Source organism: Methylomonas sp. TEB, assembly GCF_047777895.1.
In the GTDB taxonomy this organism is placed as follows: domain Bacteria; phylum Pseudomonadota; class Gammaproteobacteria; order Methylococcales; family Methylomonadaceae; genus Methylomonas.
Window position 1 is genome coordinate 3978979 of the sequence record NZ_CP180476.1, and the last position, 17683, is coordinate 3996661.

Sequence of the window (17683 nt, forward strand, 5' to 3'; positions counted from 1 at the left end):
CTGTTTGCTTGAGTTTCGGTTTAATATTCCGGCATCGCATCATTTAAGATCATGGACGCCCTAAAAAAAGCGGTTGGAGTTTTATTGCCGGCAATGCGCATCAGCCTGGCTTTAGTAATGCTGAGTATCTGCTTACTGTTTGCAGCGGAAATGTTGGGTTTCATGCCGGATAAATCCAGTTTTATGCTGGAGTCGCGCAAACAAATCAGCGAAGCGCTAGCCATTCAATTTTCCACCATCGCCTCCGATCAAGACCCACATCGCATTGAGCGAATGCTCAATGCCTTAATCAAGAGAAACCCGGACATTCTCTCCGCCGGCATCCGCTTGCAAAACAATCAATTAATTTTTCAAGTCAACGATCACGTTAAAGAATGGTCCGATTACGATAGCCAAAAATCCACGTCTACGCATTTGGTGGTGCCTATTTTTCGCGACTCGGAAAAATGGGGGGATATTGAATTTAAATTCGCGCCAATAGCCGGAGAATCGGCCTCGGATTTTCTTGAACACCCCAGTTTTAAAATGGCGATATTCTTTTTGGTTGTCGGCTTTTTTATTTACTTGGCGTTCATGCTCAGAACCTTGAAAGTACTCGACCCCAGCGCCGTGATTCCCGAACGGGTCAACGCGGCTTTCGATACGCTGGCCGAGGGTGTCATCATCATTGATGAGCATGAGCAAATTGTCTTGGCCAATAATGCCTTTCTGAAAAAAATCGCCAGCCCTACGTCGGCTTTGCTGGGGAAAAAGGCCTCACAATTAGAATGGAAAAGCGCGGACGATTCGACCACCGACGTCTACCTGCCCTGGCAAACTGTTTTAAAAACCGGCAAAAGTTCGATTGGCGCGCATCTGAAACTGACTAGTCCTGACAATGACACATTTAAATTTGTGATCAACGCATCGCCCATTCTTTCTGGCAACGACGCCCCTCAAGGCGTGTTGATCACGCTGGATGACATCACCGAAATAGAAGAACGCAATACCAAGTTGCAAATCATGGTCAGCAAGTTGGAGGAAAGTCAGGCGCAAGTTAAAGAACAAAACAAGGAATTGCACTTTCTGGCCACCAGGGACTCTCTGACCGGCTGTTTGAATCGGCGAGCATTTAACGAACTGTTTGAAAAGGCGTTTGCCGATGCCCTGCAAAACAATTTGGAGCTGTGCTGCATTATGGTCGACATCGACCATTTCAAACGGGTTAACGATAATTACGGTCATGCCACCGGTGACGTCATCATCAAATTGCTCGCCGAAATCTTAACCAACAACACCCGCAAAATTGATTTGGTTGGCCGCTACGGCGGCGAAGAGTTTTGCCTCGTGCTACCGGGTTTAAGCGTAGACGAAGCCATTACGGTGGCAGAGCGTATTCGCTTGCGCATCAAATCCGAATCAGTCGCCCGTTACGAAACCGGACCCTGGGTGACCGCGAGTTTGGGTGTCGCCAGCATCCTAGACCAACCGGAAGACCCGAGCGAATTGAACAAATTTGCCGATGAAGCGTTATATGTTGCCAAGGAATCGGGCCGAAACCGCGTTGTGCGCTGGCAACTGCAAAACGAATTTGCGGAAAAAATTAAACCCGACCCACAGCCCGCCGAAAAAAATCTACCTGTACCTCAACCAGAGGCGGCTAAGGCTGCCGATGATTGTTATCATCAATAACTGAATGTTGGTTTGAATGAAAGCGTCTCTCAAATGATGAATCGATACAGCACAGCAACAAAGTTGGCTTGGAGCCGGTGAAAATCAAGTCACGCAAAAATCACGCAAGCCAAATTTCAGGCACAAAAAAACCAGCTCTGATTTCTCAGCAACTGGTTGATTTGCTTATCGAATTGATGGTGGGTCGTGTGCGATTCTAACGCACGACCATCGCATTAAAAGTTCGATTCAAACAACTTTCATGCAACTGCATACTACTTAAAACGTCCTTTAATCAAAAGCTTAGCAGCTGATTGGCATTGTGTAAAGTTGTTAAAAGTAGCGTGATGCAATATAAACCACTGTAGTTTTTACTGTAGTTCTAAACCTCCGTTCGACCTTGGCACCGATGATTAAATGAGCGAAATTTTCTTTGAAAAAACCGATCTCAGACCTGAAATCTTTCCGTCGCAATGGCATTGTAAAAATGTTGGGCGTGGCGACGTTGAATGGGTTACAGGCTCTATAAACCGAGGCAGTCAACTTATTTCAAAATCTAGACTGAACAGCTCATACTGGAAAAAAAGTAACTTAGACCGATTAATAGAATCATACGATGATGCCTGGAATTATGGCGATCGGACAATTATTAGCGTCTGGGAGACTTTTCAAAAGGAAAAAGAGCCGCCAATTGGCTTCATCTCATTTGATATTGGATGGGAAGAAACCAAAACTCAAAAAATTCGCACTTTATATCTAACTGTAAATTTGATTTGGGTGCGCCCTGATAAACGGGGATTAGGTGGGGTCGCCGCCAGACATATTGCCGCTCACTTAATTTTTTATCTCGAAAACTGCAAGCTAATCCCGCCTCACGTTCCAAAAACCGGAGTAAACGTATTTTACTATGCCGATTTCGATTCTTTCGGTGGTGAAAAAATATCCTACATCATCCAAGAGAACCTTGAAATATTGAGAAATAATAAAGTCTGGAAGATTAAGGAACTCGATTTTGACGTAGGCTTTTAAATCAATTACCTATTGAACTTTTAGGCGCCAATGCCTACTCAATCAGCTCTATTGAACATTATTTTCCTTATTTACTAAGGATTTCAGCTAATCATTGCGCCAATTTGTTACAACCGCGCATACTTCAATGCATCAACTTGCAATGTCGCCTGTAAATCAATGTAATTCGGAATTAACCGCTCAACTGTTTGCCAAAACTCCGGTGAGTGATGCTTTTCCAATAAATGCGCCGCTTCATGGGCGGCGATATAGCGAAGCAACTTTTGGGGTAATTGCATGACTTTCCAATGGAAATTCAACACGCCATTGTCAGAACACGATCCCCAGCGATTACCCAACTCCATCACCTTTAGTCCATTTGCTTTAACGCCGAGACGCGAAGTGAATTCGGATACCAAACCAGGAAGACGCTGCATTGCCTTCTGCTTATACCAATCAATGAACAAAGCTCTTGCGGAATCCTGCTGGCTTTTAGCTAGATAAAATCGTCCGGATTTAAAAATCAACGATTGAATGCGACTATCAATCAGTGCCAAGCGATAGGTGCGCCCCAGATAACAAAATCCTTCGCCATCGATGAACCGCCTTTCCGGATGGGCTTGTTCGTTTAAAAACTCCTTGGCGGCGAGTTTGGTATAAATCCACAACCGCTTTTCATTGATAAAGGATTCGATTTCGTCACTAACGATATTGTTCGGCGTGTGCAAAATCAGCGAGCCATCGCGATCCACGGTAATACCCAACGACTTCCGTTTGGCGCTGGTATGAACCTTAAACTGTAGATCGTCGGACTGGTATAACGCCATTTCAATCCGCCACCAATCGGTCGTGAAGATGTCGAGCCAATTCCAGCATTCGGTCTACCGTTGCTTCTATAGTTTCGAATTCGAAAATATTGCTGTAATCCAATAACTCAATCAACAAACGACGCAACACACCTTGCTTATGCGAATCGGCCCAAAAGTTGACACTGCCGATTTGCTGGCTGATTTGCTCCACCGCTTCAACGGCCAAATCGATCAGACTTTTCTTGATGTCGTCGCCCAGTTCTCCCCCTCCAGCCTGGTAATGCTCAATCAACAACACATAAAACGGTAACTGGGTTTGACCATTTAAACCGGTGTCGTTCTCTTCTTCGTGCCGCGCCATGTTTTTGATGAAATCTTCCAGGGCCTTGCGTAATTCCTTGGCATCCTGGCTAAACTTTTTCAGAATGGCTTCGAGGTGCTTGCTTAGCTTGGTGTAATCTTCCGGCTTTTGCTGTTTTTTCTGCCGGATATAGTGGCGCGCGGCATGGGCCATTATTTCGGCGGCGGAGCGGTCCGAACGAACACGCTTAACCTGTTTCTTGAATTCGCCGTCCAGCAAATCGACAGGCGCAATCCCTGTTTCGATGGTTTTGCTGATGACATATTCATCGATAATCGCTCGCACCTTATCGCCCACCCCGGCAATGTTTAGCTTGTTGTCGCCGAATTTGTTGCGTGCGCGTGCCGCGATAAATCCCAGCGTTTTCGCGTCCTTGGCGTAAGGTCTGGCTTCCGGACGATGCTCCAGATTACCGAAGGTTTTCAGAAACTGTTGATAGGCGACGGCAAACTTGCCGCGTCTATCTAATGGCCGCAATGCCTCGGCAGCGGCTTCGGTATCGTCCAAATCGGCAATACCCCATTCCTTGAATAAATTGATGATCCGCGCGTGGCGGTCGCGCAAATCTAGCAACTCCTGTTTGGCGGAACGAAACGCGCCGCTGATGTCGTCCTTGGCATACGCGGCCAAGGCTTCCGCCAAATAACCGCCGATGCCGACATAATCCACCACGTAACCGACGTTCTTGCCGCTCCGGGTACGGTTGACGCGGGCAATCGCTTGCAGCAATTCGTCTTCTTTCAATCGGCGTTCGATGTACAACACCTGTTCATTCGGCGCATCGAAGCCGACCAACAACATGTTTTTGACGATCAAAAACGCCAGTGGATCGGCTTTGTCCGGGTCTTTGTGGCTGAATGGCTTTTTAAAACGGCTGATGCGCTGCTCGATTTTGCTTTTATCGCTCCACTGTGCCAGCGCTGGGTCGTCGTTGTGAGCGGCGGAAAACACCGGCGCAAACTCCAATTTGGCGATCAGTTCCCGCAACGGCCAAGCTTCCACCAGAAACCGTTGTTCATCGTCCAAAGTGTCCAGCATTTCATCCGGCAAATTCCGCACAGCCGCCGGCAATTGCTCTATCTTTTCCAGCCAGTAATCGCGCGCCTCGCGCAAAGCCTCGTAATAACGCATCACGGCTAGGCGGCTGGTGGCGGTCAATTGCGCCTTGAAGTGGTTGGGCAGCACCACCTCGATATAGTGCCGCATCACATCGCGAGCCTTGCTTTTGATTAACTCGATACTTTCCAGCAACGCCCGACTACTAGCGTATTTCTTCTGTATCGCCTGCCGCTCCGCGAGCGTCTTTTTGGCAAACACGTCTTCAAAGATTTCATCGGCGGTTTTGCCGTCCTTGATTTCGCCCCTGGCATTCCGAAACTCGTACAAAATCGGCAGAATCGCGCCATCGGCTTGCGCATCCCTGAGCGTGTAATGATCGATAAAATCCCCAAAAATCTCCGCCGTGCGTTTTTTCTTGCCGATAACAATAGGCGTCCCGGTAAAACCCAGTTTCGCCGCATTCGGCAAGGCCATCATCAAATTGACATGCAGGTTTTTGGTATGCCCCCGATGAGCCTCATCAATAATCAGCAAAATCGATTCGGATGCATTCAATTCCCCAACACCGTCCATCGCATCGTCGTCGCTCTTTTCCTCGTCCGGCGAGCGATATTTTTGCAGCATCGCAAATACCAAGCCTGGCCCCGGTTTGCGTAAAACCGCCGGTAGATCACGCACCCGTTCAACAATATTGACGCCGTCCCCGGTCAGTTCGGCGGTGGCCGACAATTGATCCTGCAAATCGGTGCGGTCGGTGACGAATACCACCTTGAAATGGCGCAAATCCACATGGTTGCGCATGCGCCGCACCAAGAATACCATCGTCAAGCTTTTGCCCGAACCCTGGGTATGAAAAATCACCCCACCCCGGCGGTCGAATTCGCCATCCTGAAGACGTGTAGGCTCACTTTCAAGACGTTGCATGGCTTTCAGCACCGCACGATATTGCTGATAACGGGGCGCAATCTTCACGGTGCGGCCATCGACTTGCATGAAAATCACGAAATTTTGCAGGATGTCCAGCAAGCGCTCTGGGCGTAACACGCCTTCGATCAGTAATTGCTGTTGCGACAGCTTGGTTTTACCAATTTGTGCCACGAAATTTTCTATCTGAGTTGGCCAGCAATCCTTCCACGGCAAATAATGCTCGAACAATGCACCGGGGCAAGCCAGACGCGCATCGTCGAAATCGCTGACGATCAGCAACTGCGCATAATGAAACAGCTTTTCGTTGCCTTCGCGAGCATCGATCCAATCGCGCTGATTGGAATAACGCAGTAATTGATTGATGCCTTCTTCGATGGGGCTGGTGGTGGCCGGGCTTTTACACTCGATGACCACCAACGGAATGCCGTTCACGAACAGCACAATATCCGGCAGGATGAATTTCTTGTGCTGGCCGTCCGGTTCATCAAGGCGGAACTGGTTGATGATTAAAAACTCGTTGTTTTCCGGGGTGTGCCAGTCGATGAACCGAATGCGTTGCTTGCGGCCTTCGTTCCAGCCGGGTAGGCCGTCTACCGTTGAGCCTTCCAGTAACAGGCGCGTGGCGGCCTGATTTTTCTCCATCAAACCATGACCGGTCGCGGCGCTCAGCCGGTCCAAATCCTTGAACGCTTGATTGACTCGGTCATCATCCAACCAGGGTTTACCGCTGGTATCAAGGTTGATGCGCTTTAAGGCATCCAACAGGCGAGATTTCAGCAATACATCCCGCCACTGTTCGCGGCCTTGATCGGCTATGCTGTCCTTGCTGCCTTGAATATGCCGCCATAACTGGCCGGACTGGGCCAGTAGTTGGGCGATAAACGGTTGTTCGACTTCACTGTCTTCGTTGTGGTCCATCAGGCTATCGCTGTCTGTTGCTCGCTGTCGGAAATCCAGCCGCTGGCGCGTAACCGCGACAAGGCTTTCAGAATATGGTTATCGCGCATCAACGCCTGTTTGCGAGGGTTCCATTGATGCACCTGGCGCACGATGTCGGTGTCGTTGGCCGTGGGATTTTGCCGTTGCACCCAATGCACGGTTGCCAGCAATTCCATGCCGTAGGGCGTTTCAAAACCTTCGATCAACGCCTTGATGCGGGCCAAGCGCTGGTTGGCATCGGCATCGTTTTGTAAAAACGCATCCGCCATGGCCACCGCATCCGGCTGCAAATGAATCTCGGCATCCTTGCTGCGGTCGCCGTAGCCGCGGATAAAATGCCCCTCGATGCGTTGCAACAAGAAGTTGAGATTTTCCGCATACGGCCCGTAAAAATGCGGCTTGAAATTCAGTTTCAGCGGTTCGCCCGCTACTTGCAAAAAATAACTGAGCTTTTGAATTTCCAGCAAACTCAAACGATAGCCCGGCAAGCAATATTGCTCGATCAATTTAATGAACAAGGCGCGGGCGCGGGTCATGTCCGGCGGCAGGGTCGCCACCGGCATGCTGTCGGCGTCGGGTGCGGGTTGTGGCGGATAAATCAGCACCTCGACCTCGGGCAAATCGGCCAAAGCTGTTTCAATAAGGGGTTGCACCTGCTGCCAATCCAGGCCGCCATTACCGCAACCTAACGGCGGCAGCGCTATCGAGCGGATGCCATATTCGCGAATCACCCGCTGCAAATCTGCCAAGCCTTGCTCGATGTAACTAATTTGCGACGGCGCGCGCCAATGGGTTTTGGTGGGGAAATTGATGATCCAGCGCGGGTTGATCATGTTGCCGGTATCGACCACCAGCAGTTTGCCCGGTTGCACCGCTTCGGCTTTGCAGGCTTTTTGATAGGCGCTGAAATTGGCCGGAAACGCCTGTTTAAATTGCAAAGCAATACCTTTACCCATCACACCGACGCAATTGACGGTGTTGACCAGGGCTTCGGCGTCGGACTGCAATAAATTTCCGTGGCGATAAGTAATCATAGGCGTCAATAGTACCAAGCGGGCAGCACTTTGACACGCGGCAAATGCGCGGGCTTGAGATCATCCAGCAAACTTTCCACGCGCGATTTCATCGCCTCGTCGAATACCGCAATCCCGGAAATCAACGACCACGGGCAACGCCGATGCAGTAAAAACTCGGCTTGCCGGCGGCGTTTGCGATCCGGGTCCTCGTCGGTGTCCTTCCATAATTTGGCTTTCATCAGCGGCCAGTCGATTTTGTTCAAGTCGGCCTCGTCGTTGTAAAACTCGCTGACCTGCATGATGGCGTGGCCGTCGGTGAACACGAAGCTCAAGCCGGCCTGCTGCACACTCGCCAGTTCGCTGACCAGATAGACGATACTTTGCTGGCCGCCGTGGTAACCAGCGATGTTGTCTTTGTGAATGGCATACAGCATCGGCGAACGGCGGCAGAAATAAAACGGCACATAGTCATGCAAGGCGCCGCCGGGTGGACATGGCACCAGCCTCCGATTGCGCTGGGTTTGAATGGTTTGATGGGCGATGTCAGTATAATCGTCTTCGACGCCGTTATGCGCCAGCAAGCCATCGGCGCGGATAATCCCCGCCAGATTGTCGATATGGGTGATGTGATACAGCCCAATGCGCTCAGGGACGGACATAAGCTTAGGCGGAACCGGTCAGGGTTTCGACTTGCCGGATCAATTCCGGCGTGACGCGGCGCTGGCCGGTCAGCAGGTCTTGCATGAGGCCGGTTTTGATTTTTTCGAGTTTATATTTTTCGGCTCGAAAATCATTTAACGTTGTTCGAATTGAAGCCAGCTGTTTGCTAATTAATTCTTGCTCGTAAATATTTGGCAATACGATTAATAACTGCCTCACGTCAGAAACATTCAAATGTGGGTTTGTTGTGCCGCCCACTATCTGATCGAATCGGGTGCGCATTTTAGTTGAATACAAATATTCAACTAAATAATCAGGAAAGCAATGCTGTTTATCGCACCGAATCAACATGGTTCTTTGCCCAAGGCAAATACGCATACCCTCGGGAATGACAAATGCTTCTCCTACAGGTGCTTCGCGAGTAAAAATTAAATCACCTGCTTGCGGTTCCAATCGTGAAATCCGCTCAATATATTCAGGTTCTGTTACATAAGATGCGCTGTGGCTAATGAATTCACCATCTTTAATATTGAATGTGCGTGCTACTAGAACACCATTTTCCACAAAAGACGGCGTTGTGTGAGGACAATCAACAATGTGACTGGTTACTGTTTCTAGTTTCTGGATTTCCCATTCTTTTGGCAACCAACCCAATTCAGTTTTCTTATATAAATCAGGCCTGTCATCCCAATGCGGGCGGATTTGGCCGGTTTCGTCGATGGTATCGAGAATGGTGGAGATGGTTTTTTGTTCTTTAAAATCAGATGGGCATTCGAATATTATAGACTTCAACTCAGATTGATTTAGCTTGCCTCGGGTTCCACCTGTAATGTGCTTTAATATATTTTTATGCTGTAATGAATAAAAAATGTAATCTATATCGAAACCGCTTTTCGCTGTTAATACATGAGCATGATTGTTTACCCATGAGTAACCATCTATGCGGTAAGCAATGGGACGTATTGAGTAGTCTTCAAAATTCCCACCATCCTCTGCCAATAAAACTAGCTTTTCATTAAATATGTATTCATCAATATAACCCTGAATACCATTGGCTCCATAATATGGAACGTTTCCTTTTCGCTTATTTCTTTCGATTTCGCTTACAGGTATTCTAAGATTATCAAGAATATAACAAGCATTATCAATTGAAGACTTTGTCCAATCATTCATACCCCAACCCCTTCAAAAAACCTTCCAGCCTTTCAGTCGCCTGTTGTTTGCGTCGGACAATGTCGGCATAGGTTTCCTGATATTTGTCCCACCAGTTGTCCAGTTCGGCTATGGCCGCTTGCCGCTGGCTTTGCAAAGCGCGGTCGAGCTGGCTGGCGATACCGTCGTAAAACACCGACAGGTACAAGGCTTGCGCCTCCGCTTCGCTGAGCGCCGCTATCTTGCGTTCCAACCGAATCAGCAGGATTTTTTTCAAGCGGGCGATGATTTTCTTGGTTTTGGCGAGTCCGGCTTTGATGGCAACATAAGGCGCCAGCAAGGTTTCCAGTTCGGCCAGTCGCGGCGAGATGCTCAACAAATTACGATCCAGCTTGTCCAGTTCCTGTTGCAAGGGCATGGTATCCAGGCCGCGTTGCTGGTAATCGGCGATGGAATCCCGGCCCTTGCCGGTGAGCTGTTTTTTGCAGTACAAAATGGCTTTCTGCCGGGCTTTCAGGGTTTTGAACTCGTCTTCCAATTGTTTGGCGTAATTATCCTCATCCTCGCCGATTTCGAAATCCTCCGGGCCGACCTCGAAAGCTTCCTTGTCGCCGTCCAGCGCCGCCTGTTTGGCCTCCAGCTTTTGCCAGCGTTGCAGCAGCAGGGGCGTCAGTTTGACGGCCAAGATTTCGGTTTTTAAATCCAGCTTGACCTTGCTGTCCTTGTCCTGGCTTTCTTCCAGCGCCGATAGCAGGGCTTCCCACCAGGCGCCGATCAGATAACGCGCGGCCATTTCCGGCGCGGGTATGGGTTTATCAGGGTTGTCCGGGGCAGGTTTATTGGCGGCCAGCAGGATTTTCAGGTCGTTGAGATGCACGTCCCACCAACTCACCAGAATGCCGTCCAGCTTGTAGCAGTCGAATTGACCGGTCGGCAGCAGTTGTTGATTGAAGCTGTCCAGCAGGTTTTTATGCAAATCCATCAAACGGCCATTGCCGGGCAGTTCGGCGATTTGGCTTTGCGCCTGTTGCCACCAAGCCGCCATGGCGCCTTGCAACGCCTGTTGCTTGGCTTTTACACCAGCGTCGTTTTCCAGCCAGCTTGGTAGGTCGGACTTTTGTTGAATAGCGGCGGGATAAGCCCAATAGCCGGGTTCGCGGCTAATCAGGTAATCGCGCAACGCAAAGCCGTGGGCATCGAACAGGGCTTGCTTGGCGCGGATTTCCCGTTCCGGGATGCCGCCGCGCAAATGGGCGTGTACGTCCTGGCTTTCCGGCGGCGGGGCATTGTCGGCATAGCGGCGGATGTTGAGGTTGTAATCGTTGGCCTTGATCTCGTCCTGGCCGATGATGGAGGCATAGCCGGGAATCTCGCGCCATTGTTCGTAAGTGGCGGCGATTTTGTCGATGTGTTCCGGCAGCAAAAAGTTTTGCGCCCGGCCTTCGTAATATTCACGGTCGGCGTTGATGAACAAAACCTTCTGGCGGCGTGGTTCCGGTTTGCCGGCGGCGTTTTGCCGCATCACCAATAAACAGGCGGGGATCGAGGTGCCGTAAAACAGATTCTGCGGCAGGCCGATGACGGCTTCGATCAGGTCGGCATCAATAAAGCCTTTGCGAATCTCGTATTCCTTGCCGCCGCGAAACAGCACGCCGTGCGGCATGACGCTGACCAACAGGCCGTCTTGCTGCAACACCGCCCACATGTGCTGTACGAACATCAAATCGGCTTTTTTGCCGGTTTCCGGGGTGAAGCCAAAGCGAAAGCGCTCGTCGTGAATCATGCCTTCGGCTTCGTAGTTTTGCGCGAAGGGCGGATTGGCCATGACGCGATGAAAGCGGCGCAATTCGCCGCCTTGCTGGTGTTTGGGATTCATCAGTGTGTCGCCGTGGCGAATGTCCGCCGACGGTACGCCGTGCATCAACAGGTTCATTTTGCAGATGGCCCAGACACCGCCGTCGTTTTCCTGGCCGTACAAGGCAATGTTGTCGGGGTTATCGCCGTGCATCGCTACCCAGTCGCGGGCTTGAATCAACATACCGCCCGACCCGACCGTCGGATCATAGATCGACATACCGGCGCTGGGGTTGGCGATGCGGGTAATCAGCTTTACCACGTCGCGCGGGGTATAGAATTGCCCGCCGCGCTTACCGGCATTATCGGCGAAGAATTTGATCATGAATTCGTAGGCGGCGCCGAGCAGATCGGGAAATTGGAAATCCTTGTCCAGCAGCCGGTAGCCGTTGAAATGGTCGATCAGTTTGCGCAGTTCCTTGTCGGGAATGGTGACTTCGCCGATTTTGCGCTCGAAGTCGATGTGTCCCAGTACGCCGTCCAGAGCAGTATTACTGACGGCCAGTGCCCCGAGTGCCTGATTGAGTTTGTCGCCCAACGCTTTGGCCGGCCATTCTTCGATGGGGCCAAGGTGTTTACCTTGATCGATAGGTCCCCAGTCCGCCAGGTGCGCGGCCATGCCGTCGATTTTTTGCGCACGCTCCGGATAACTCCAACGAGCGGTTTTCGGCACGAAGCCGTTGGGGTAGAGGCTAATGCTTTCCGCGCGTTGCAGGGCTTGTTCCAGGCTGCGGCCCAGTTTGAATTGTTCGGCGATGATTTGATCGTAGCGTTCGTTAAACACGTCGGACATGCGTTTCAAGAACAGCATGCCGAAGATGTATTCCTTATATTCCGAAGCGTCCATTTTGCCGCGCAGTATATCGGCGGCTTTCATCAAATGTCGTTCCAGTTGTCCTAAAGTCAGTTGTGTCATGAAGTGCGAATTCCAGTTTGGTGCTGCTTTTATCAAAAAGCGGATATTTTGACCTTAAAGCGTCAGGCAGCCTAATTTTTGTGGGCCGGCATTTCAAACGCTTTGAATTTGCATTTGTTGCTCGGTCATCACCTTGAGCATGGCTTTGGCAATATCGTCCAGATATTGGCTGGCGGTTGCCGAACGCGGAGTTTTCAGTTGCTGAATGATTTCGCCTTGGCGGCTTTGTTGCACATAACCATAGCTGTACAAGGTCGTCATAACATCCTCATGGCCTAAATTCTGACTCCAGGCTTTGAATTCCTCCGGCGTCTGGCAAAGCTGTTGCCCGAGTGAGGTTAATGTCTTCCGCAAACTGTGCGGGTTGAAATAAGACAAGCCCGCCGCTTCAAACGCTTCACGGAAAATGGTGCGTATCGGTGTTGCATTGCTCCAATGCGCCCTTGCCAAACCAGTGGCTTGAAATCCTCTATTTTCACTGACGGTAACATGGGTTTTAGGAAACAGCGGATCATCGTTGCCCCAGAGCAGTTCGTCTTTTAGGTAGCGAACCCAATCAATGATGATTTCCAGAATCTCGTCACCGACCGGAAAAAAATAGGTGGTGAAGGTTTTGCTGAATTTGGTTTTTACGTCTCGAGCGTCTTGAAACACGCTCTTGCCGGTAAGATCGATATGTTTCAATTTCATCGAGGCGATGGCACTATCGCGTGCGCCAGTCAGCAAGGTGAAAGCAATCAAGGCACGGTTACGCCGCTGAATGTCGGTTTGGCTGGGCATGACACTTATAACGTGCTTGATTTGCTCCAACGTCGGTACGGCGGCTGGGCGTTTTGCGGTGGCAATGCGTACGTCTTTTTCCGACAGATTGAAATATTTCGCATCGCTGTAGTTGATGCGCGATTTGTAGCCGGTTTGCATGGCCAGCCATTGGAAAAACGTTTTCAGTTGGCCCAGCGTGGAATGCAGCGTTGCTTTGCTGATCGGCTTGCCGGTTTGCTGGTTGGTCTGCCGGGCAAGGTGTTGTTTGAAGCCGACGGCCTGTTCAAAATGAAAAGCCTTGAAATCGCGGTATTTGTTGTAGGCTTCAAAGCGACTAATAGCCTTGGCGACGGCATCCACCGAACTTTCATTCTGACGCTTGGCTTCCTTGAGAAAAGCAAAGTATTGGCGCTTAATCCGCTCGTTATTAGCGTTGTATTTGGTCATAGTTTCATCTCACTGGTTGAAGTCACTGTTTACGAGGGGTTTGAAACTCTCGTCTATGTGTTCCAGTGCTTTCGTTTGCGTGATGTCTAGTTGTCCGCGAATTTCGTCTAATCGGGTGCATTTGATGAACTTGTTGATGATGCCGCCGCAGTCTGGACAGAGGCCAATCAAACGCCCGGTACTGGCATTGAGCGGTTCGAAATCCGCCATGTTTCCGTCAGGTCGTTGCGGAATGCGGCAGCGAACACAATAAATTTCGTAAGGCTGGCATTTGCGCTTTCGACTGGTTCGTTTGGTCTGCCAATACTGGCGAAGTTCTAAACCACTGACCAGAATCGGCCGCCTTTGATCAATCGCGGGCAACCCGTCTTTTATCCATAGCCGCACGGTGTTTTTGTGTACCCCATACAGCAACGCAATTTCTTCTACCGTGTAATTTCGGTGGATTTTGGCGCGATTGGGATTTTGGAGTTTAGCCATTCAGCCTACCCCGTTTTGCAGTCATCCATTCCAACGCCGGTTGATGGGCTTGAATCAGATTGTCCATCACATGGAACATATCTATAAAGCTGTCCAAATAACGACAACAAAACAGCAAAAATATGGCGAGACTTGTCTTGATAGCGAAAACAACTCGCTGGTTTTTGGCTGTTAATTTGCAGACTTGTCCGAATAGCGACATCATTTAGTCCTCATGCCGACAACTACTTTTAACTCGGGCCGTTTGTTTCTCTTCGGCTTGAGTTGCGCTTCGTGCCAAGCGTCGACAAAACGTTGATCGATATTTGCCTTGTTCTCCGATTTCCAAAGATTTGAAGGTACTCGGGTTGGCGACACGTCGAGCTTGCCGTCGCATTCGTCAATCGCCAGCCAAGTAAGGGCATACAACGAGCATTTGTTTCTGCCACCTTGGCGAGTTTGCTCGATAAAGCCGTTTGCCAATAACTCGGTCAAAGCGCTGTGCACGGAACCTTGAGAAGTCCAGCCGTACAGTTTCATGATCTTGGGTGCAGCTGTAAGGTCGCCGTTGTTATTGCCGTTGAACTGCGCCACCAAGTTATCCAGTAAATGTGCAGCCATATGACCCAACACTAATGCCGGCGAAGGCTGGCTGGTTTTTATGTTCGCGCGAAAAATGTGATGCGGTTTCGCTCCAAAAGTCTGGCCGGAGCGACGGCCTTTAAATTTTTGTCTTTTGTCTGCCATTAACTGAACCCCAAACAATTCAATTCTGGATGCCAACAACAGCGTTTTTTGAGTCGTTAGAAATAAAATCACTGTAGTTTTGCGCTGAAAGGTACGATTTATCTGGGTTTGTCCCGCATTTATCATGCGATACCGGCAATCTGTGCCCGATTATCCGAATCGGTAGCCGGCATGCAGGGGGCAGGACAAGCCGAGTTACGCGCCTCTGCGGCTGGCTAAGCAGTTGGTAAAGGTTGGAATATGCACCAGAAACTTTCTGGCATTGACTTTGACGAATGCCTCTTTGAAGCCGTTGGCATCGCGGTTTTTTAACAACCAGTTGAACTCAGATTCTTTCAGCGGGTTGTCGGGGTGGGTGGCAAAGGTATTTTTCGGGCAGAAGTCGCCCAAAGTAGTATGAGTGGGGATGTCGGTCATAAAAAAGCCTCACGGGTTGTTTAAATTCGTGAGGCTATGGTAACGGGGCGTAAAAGACTTTTTTTCTAAACGGCTAATTGTCCAAAAATATCAACTAATGTCCTGCTTAATGTCCGTTTTTCTGAAATATCGGTCAAATCGTTTTTTAAATGCGGCTCTATCGATGGGCTTGTCAACGCCCTCAATAACGAGGGCGATAAGTTTACTCCTATCATACAAGCCTTCAACCATAATCCCTTTCGGGGGATGGCTTACCATATAGGTCATCAATTCCGCCCATTTAGGAATACGATCATTTTTTGATGAGTATTGATCAAAGCTCACGCGGATGGCCTCATATCCATCATTTGATCTTTTAACAGGCTGTTGAAATTTGCCGTCATACCTTCGGTTTCGGCGCCATTTTTCGAAGCGCCGGATGGTCTGGAAGCCCGATTAGGCCTCAAAAACCGGTTTTAGCCGGTTATATTCACTCCGAAGGGGGTTAAATTCCGCCTTTTGGCGGATTTCAGGCGCACTACCGGCTAGACGGTGCTGTAACGCCAGCCGAAAATGGCGCCCATCCGCGTCAGGTTATAGGCGGCAAAGGTAAAAATCGTTTGTGCGGCGACCTTCTTCATCCCGCGGAATTTGGTTTGCCGTAGCGGGCCGACGGTTTTGGCCCAGCCGAAGACCTCTTCGATCCGTTTGCGAACCTAGAGGCTTTTGCGGTATCCGTCGTGTCGGGTGGTGCGGCCGTCAATGGCGGAGCCTTTGTCCTTGCTGGCGACATGCGGGGTGACCTTGCGCTTGCGTAGCTTGGCGACGAAGTCTTTGGTATCGTAATTTTTGTCGGCGCCCAAGGTCGCGCCGGGTTTATGGATCGTACGCTTGACCATGGTTTCGGCTGCTTCACGCTCCGCGGTACTGGTCGCCTGCGTGACTTCGACGTCGACGACCAAGCCATTGCGGTTCTCCATCAAGGCATGGCCAAGAAATGCCAACTGCGACTTGTCGCCCTCGCTCTTTTTGTACAGCCGGGCAACGGGATCGGTGGTGGATGCGTGGGTGTCGTTGCTGCGTTTCTCGCCTTTGAAGTTGACGGTGGGATTGCGACCGCCGTCTTCCGGCGGTGGGGTCGAACCGTCTTTTTTGACGAAGCTTTTATGCGAGGCCCAGGCCTGAATCAGCGTACCGTCGACCGAAAAATGCTCATCGGAGATCAGGTTCTTCCACTCCGCCAAGGCCAGTACCCTTTCGAAAAACAAGCGGCTGATGCGTTCGTTCAACAAGCGGTCTCGGTTGGCACTGAAGGTCGAGTGGTCCCATACCTCATCATCCAAGGTCAAGCCGACGAACCAACGGTACAGCAGGTTGAAGTCGATATGTTCCACCAACTGCCGTTCCGAACGGATGGAAAACAGCACCTGCAGCAGACTGGCGCGGAGCAAGCGTTCAGGCGGAATCGAATCCCGCCCACGACGGGCGTAGAGCGCGTCGAACTCGTCGTCCAGCGTGGCGAGCAACAGATCAACCACTTTGCGCAATTTGCGAAGAGGATGCTTCTTGGGAATCCGCGTTTCCAGGGTTCGGTAACTGAATAGTTCTTCTTGAGTGATGTCGGCGCCGCGCATGGGATCAAGGTAATCTATTGAAGATGGAATCATTTTACCATGCATAACAATACCTTATGAATTGCTCTTGCGATTGACTCAACGAATCAATGCGGCTTGCGGGGGAGATAAAATCAACAGCCTGTTAAGCTGATTAATATTGATATATTTTCTTCTGGGCTGATTGCTATCAATATTTTCATAACGCTCAGATTCTCCATCATAGAAAGTAACCCCAAAAATCTTTATTTCAGTTAAAAACTCCCTGTACCAAATCAATGCTTGAATTTCCATTGCTGCCAAATACGCTTCATTTAAGAAATCTTCCTCCTTGGGAGCCATACAAAGAATCTTGAAGTCAATATCAATTGGATCATATTCATCATACCCATGCTTCTTGTAATATTTTGATTCTTCCTCATAAAAAGAATTTAGTTCATCTATTGATGTCGAAATGAAATCGTTCCATTCGCCGATGACCAATTGATTGTATATAAGCGGAATTGCATCTTCATAGAATTCGCGCGATGTCATCAATTGATTTCTGCCTTCTGTTAATAGTAAATTAACATTATCGATTTCTTTTTCTGCCCATCGCTTTGGATCGATAGACCTGCCCATTGGCAACAAACCACACCCCATTAAAGCTTCGTATACGTCCCATGCTTGGGCTTCCCAGTGATGCACGGCAAGCCTGGTTTCAATTTCTTTATCAGTCAAAGACTCATAGAATTCAATAGCTGAATTCAATGTCTTAATCTTTGGCTTAATAATATTGAAAAATAAAGAAGGCCATTCCTTTGGGTCGTTTCTGGCAAAGTACACTTCTTTATGCGCCAAAGCATTTTTGAAAGATTTTCTTTGATCATCAGTCATCTTGGATAATTGCATTGAGTTGCCTCAGTCAC

14 protein-coding genes and 1 pseudogene are annotated in these 17683 nt (G+C 49.6%); 2 read left to right on the forward strand and 13 right to left on the reverse strand.

Annotated elements, in window-relative coordinates; all coding sequences use genetic code 11:
* The first annotated feature begins 51 nt into the window (after positions 1–51).
* Both ACMXD4_RS17805 and ACMXD4_RS17810 read left to right on the forward strand, forming a co-directional pair.
* Positions 52–1671: a diguanylate cyclase gene (locus ACMXD4_RS17805; protein WP_415878958.1), complete on the forward strand. Its 1620-nt coding sequence runs from the start codon at positions 52–54 to the stop codon at positions 1669–1671.
* 396 nt (positions 1672–2067) lie between these two features.
* Complete coding sequence (locus ACMXD4_RS17810) at positions 2068–2679, forward strand: hypothetical protein (protein ID WP_415878959.1); 612 nt, start codon at positions 2068–2070, stop codon at positions 2677–2679.
* Between the two features lie 107 nt (positions 2680–2786).
* Here the strand turns inward: ACMXD4_RS17810 and ACMXD4_RS17815 are convergent, their stop codons facing one another.
* The 13 genes and pseudogenes from ACMXD4_RS17815 to ACMXD4_RS17875 form a co-directional block, all read right to left on the reverse strand.
* A complete protein-coding gene (locus tag ACMXD4_RS17815) occupies positions 2787–3485 on the reverse strand; it encodes a M48 family metallopeptidase (protein WP_415878960.1) in 699 nt (232 codons plus the stop codon).
* 1 nt (position 3486) lies between these two features.
* Entirely contained in the window at positions 3487–6732 is a 3246-nt protein-coding gene (locus ACMXD4_RS17820) for a type I restriction endonuclease subunit R (protein ID WP_415878961.1), read from the reverse strand.
* A complete protein-coding gene (locus ACMXD4_RS17825) occupies positions 6732–7787 on the reverse strand; it encodes a macro domain-containing protein (protein ID WP_415878962.1) in 1056 nt (351 codons plus the stop codon). Before ACMXD4_RS17825 ends, ACMXD4_RS17820 begins: the two co-directional genes overlap by 1 nt.
* 5 nt (positions 7788–7792) lie before the next feature.
* Positions 7793–8428, reverse strand: a complete 636-nt coding sequence (locus ACMXD4_RS17830; protein WP_415878963.1) for a DUF4433 domain-containing protein — start codon at positions 8426–8428, stop codon at positions 7793–7795.
* A 4-nt stretch (positions 8429–8432) separates the two neighbouring features.
* Complete coding sequence (locus ACMXD4_RS17835) at positions 8433–9602, reverse strand: restriction endonuclease subunit S (RefSeq protein ID WP_415878964.1); 1170 nt, start codon at positions 9600–9602, stop codon at positions 8433–8435.
* The gene (locus ACMXD4_RS17840) at positions 9595–12351 is read right to left on the reverse strand and encodes an N-6 DNA methylase (protein WP_415878965.1); all 2757 of its coding nucleotides are present in this window, start codon (positions 12349–12351) and stop codon (positions 9595–9597) included. The genes ACMXD4_RS17835 and ACMXD4_RS17840 overlap by 8 nt, the downstream gene beginning before the upstream one ends.
* Positions 12352–12444: 93 nt before the next feature.
* Complete coding sequence (locus ACMXD4_RS17845) at positions 12445–13560, reverse strand: tyrosine-type recombinase/integrase (RefSeq protein ID WP_415878966.1); 1116 nt, start codon at positions 13558–13560, stop codon at positions 12445–12447.
* Between the two features lie 9 nt (positions 13561–13569).
* Entirely contained in the window at positions 13570–14040 is a 471-nt protein-coding gene (locus tag ACMXD4_RS17850; protein WP_415878967.1) for a helix-turn-helix domain-containing protein, read from the reverse strand.
* Positions 14041–14241: 201 nt separating this feature from the next.
* The gene (locus ACMXD4_RS17855) at positions 14242–14766 is read right to left on the reverse strand and encodes a hypothetical protein (protein WP_415878968.1); all 525 of its coding nucleotides are present in this window, start codon (positions 14764–14766) and stop codon (positions 14242–14244) included.
* 195 nt (positions 14767–14961) lie between these two features.
* On the reverse strand, positions 14962–15183 hold the full coding sequence (locus ACMXD4_RS17860; RefSeq protein WP_415878969.1) for a hypothetical protein: 222 nt from the start codon (positions 15181–15183) through the stop codon (positions 14962–14964).
* A gap of 90 nt (positions 15184–15273) precedes the next feature.
* Positions 15274–15507, reverse strand: a complete 234-nt coding sequence (locus tag ACMXD4_RS17865) for a hypothetical protein (protein WP_415878970.1) — start codon at positions 15505–15507, stop codon at positions 15274–15276.
* A gap of 200 nt (positions 15508–15707) precedes the next feature.
* Positions 15708–16796, reverse strand: a pseudogene (locus tag ACMXD4_RS17870) (IS5 family transposase).
* 78 nt (positions 16797–16874) lie between these two features.
* Positions 16875–17666, reverse strand: coding sequence for a hypothetical protein (locus tag ACMXD4_RS17875; protein WP_415878971.1), 792 nt, complete (start codon positions 17664–17666; stop codon positions 16875–16877).
* Between the last annotated feature and the right edge of the window lie 17 nt (positions 17667–17683).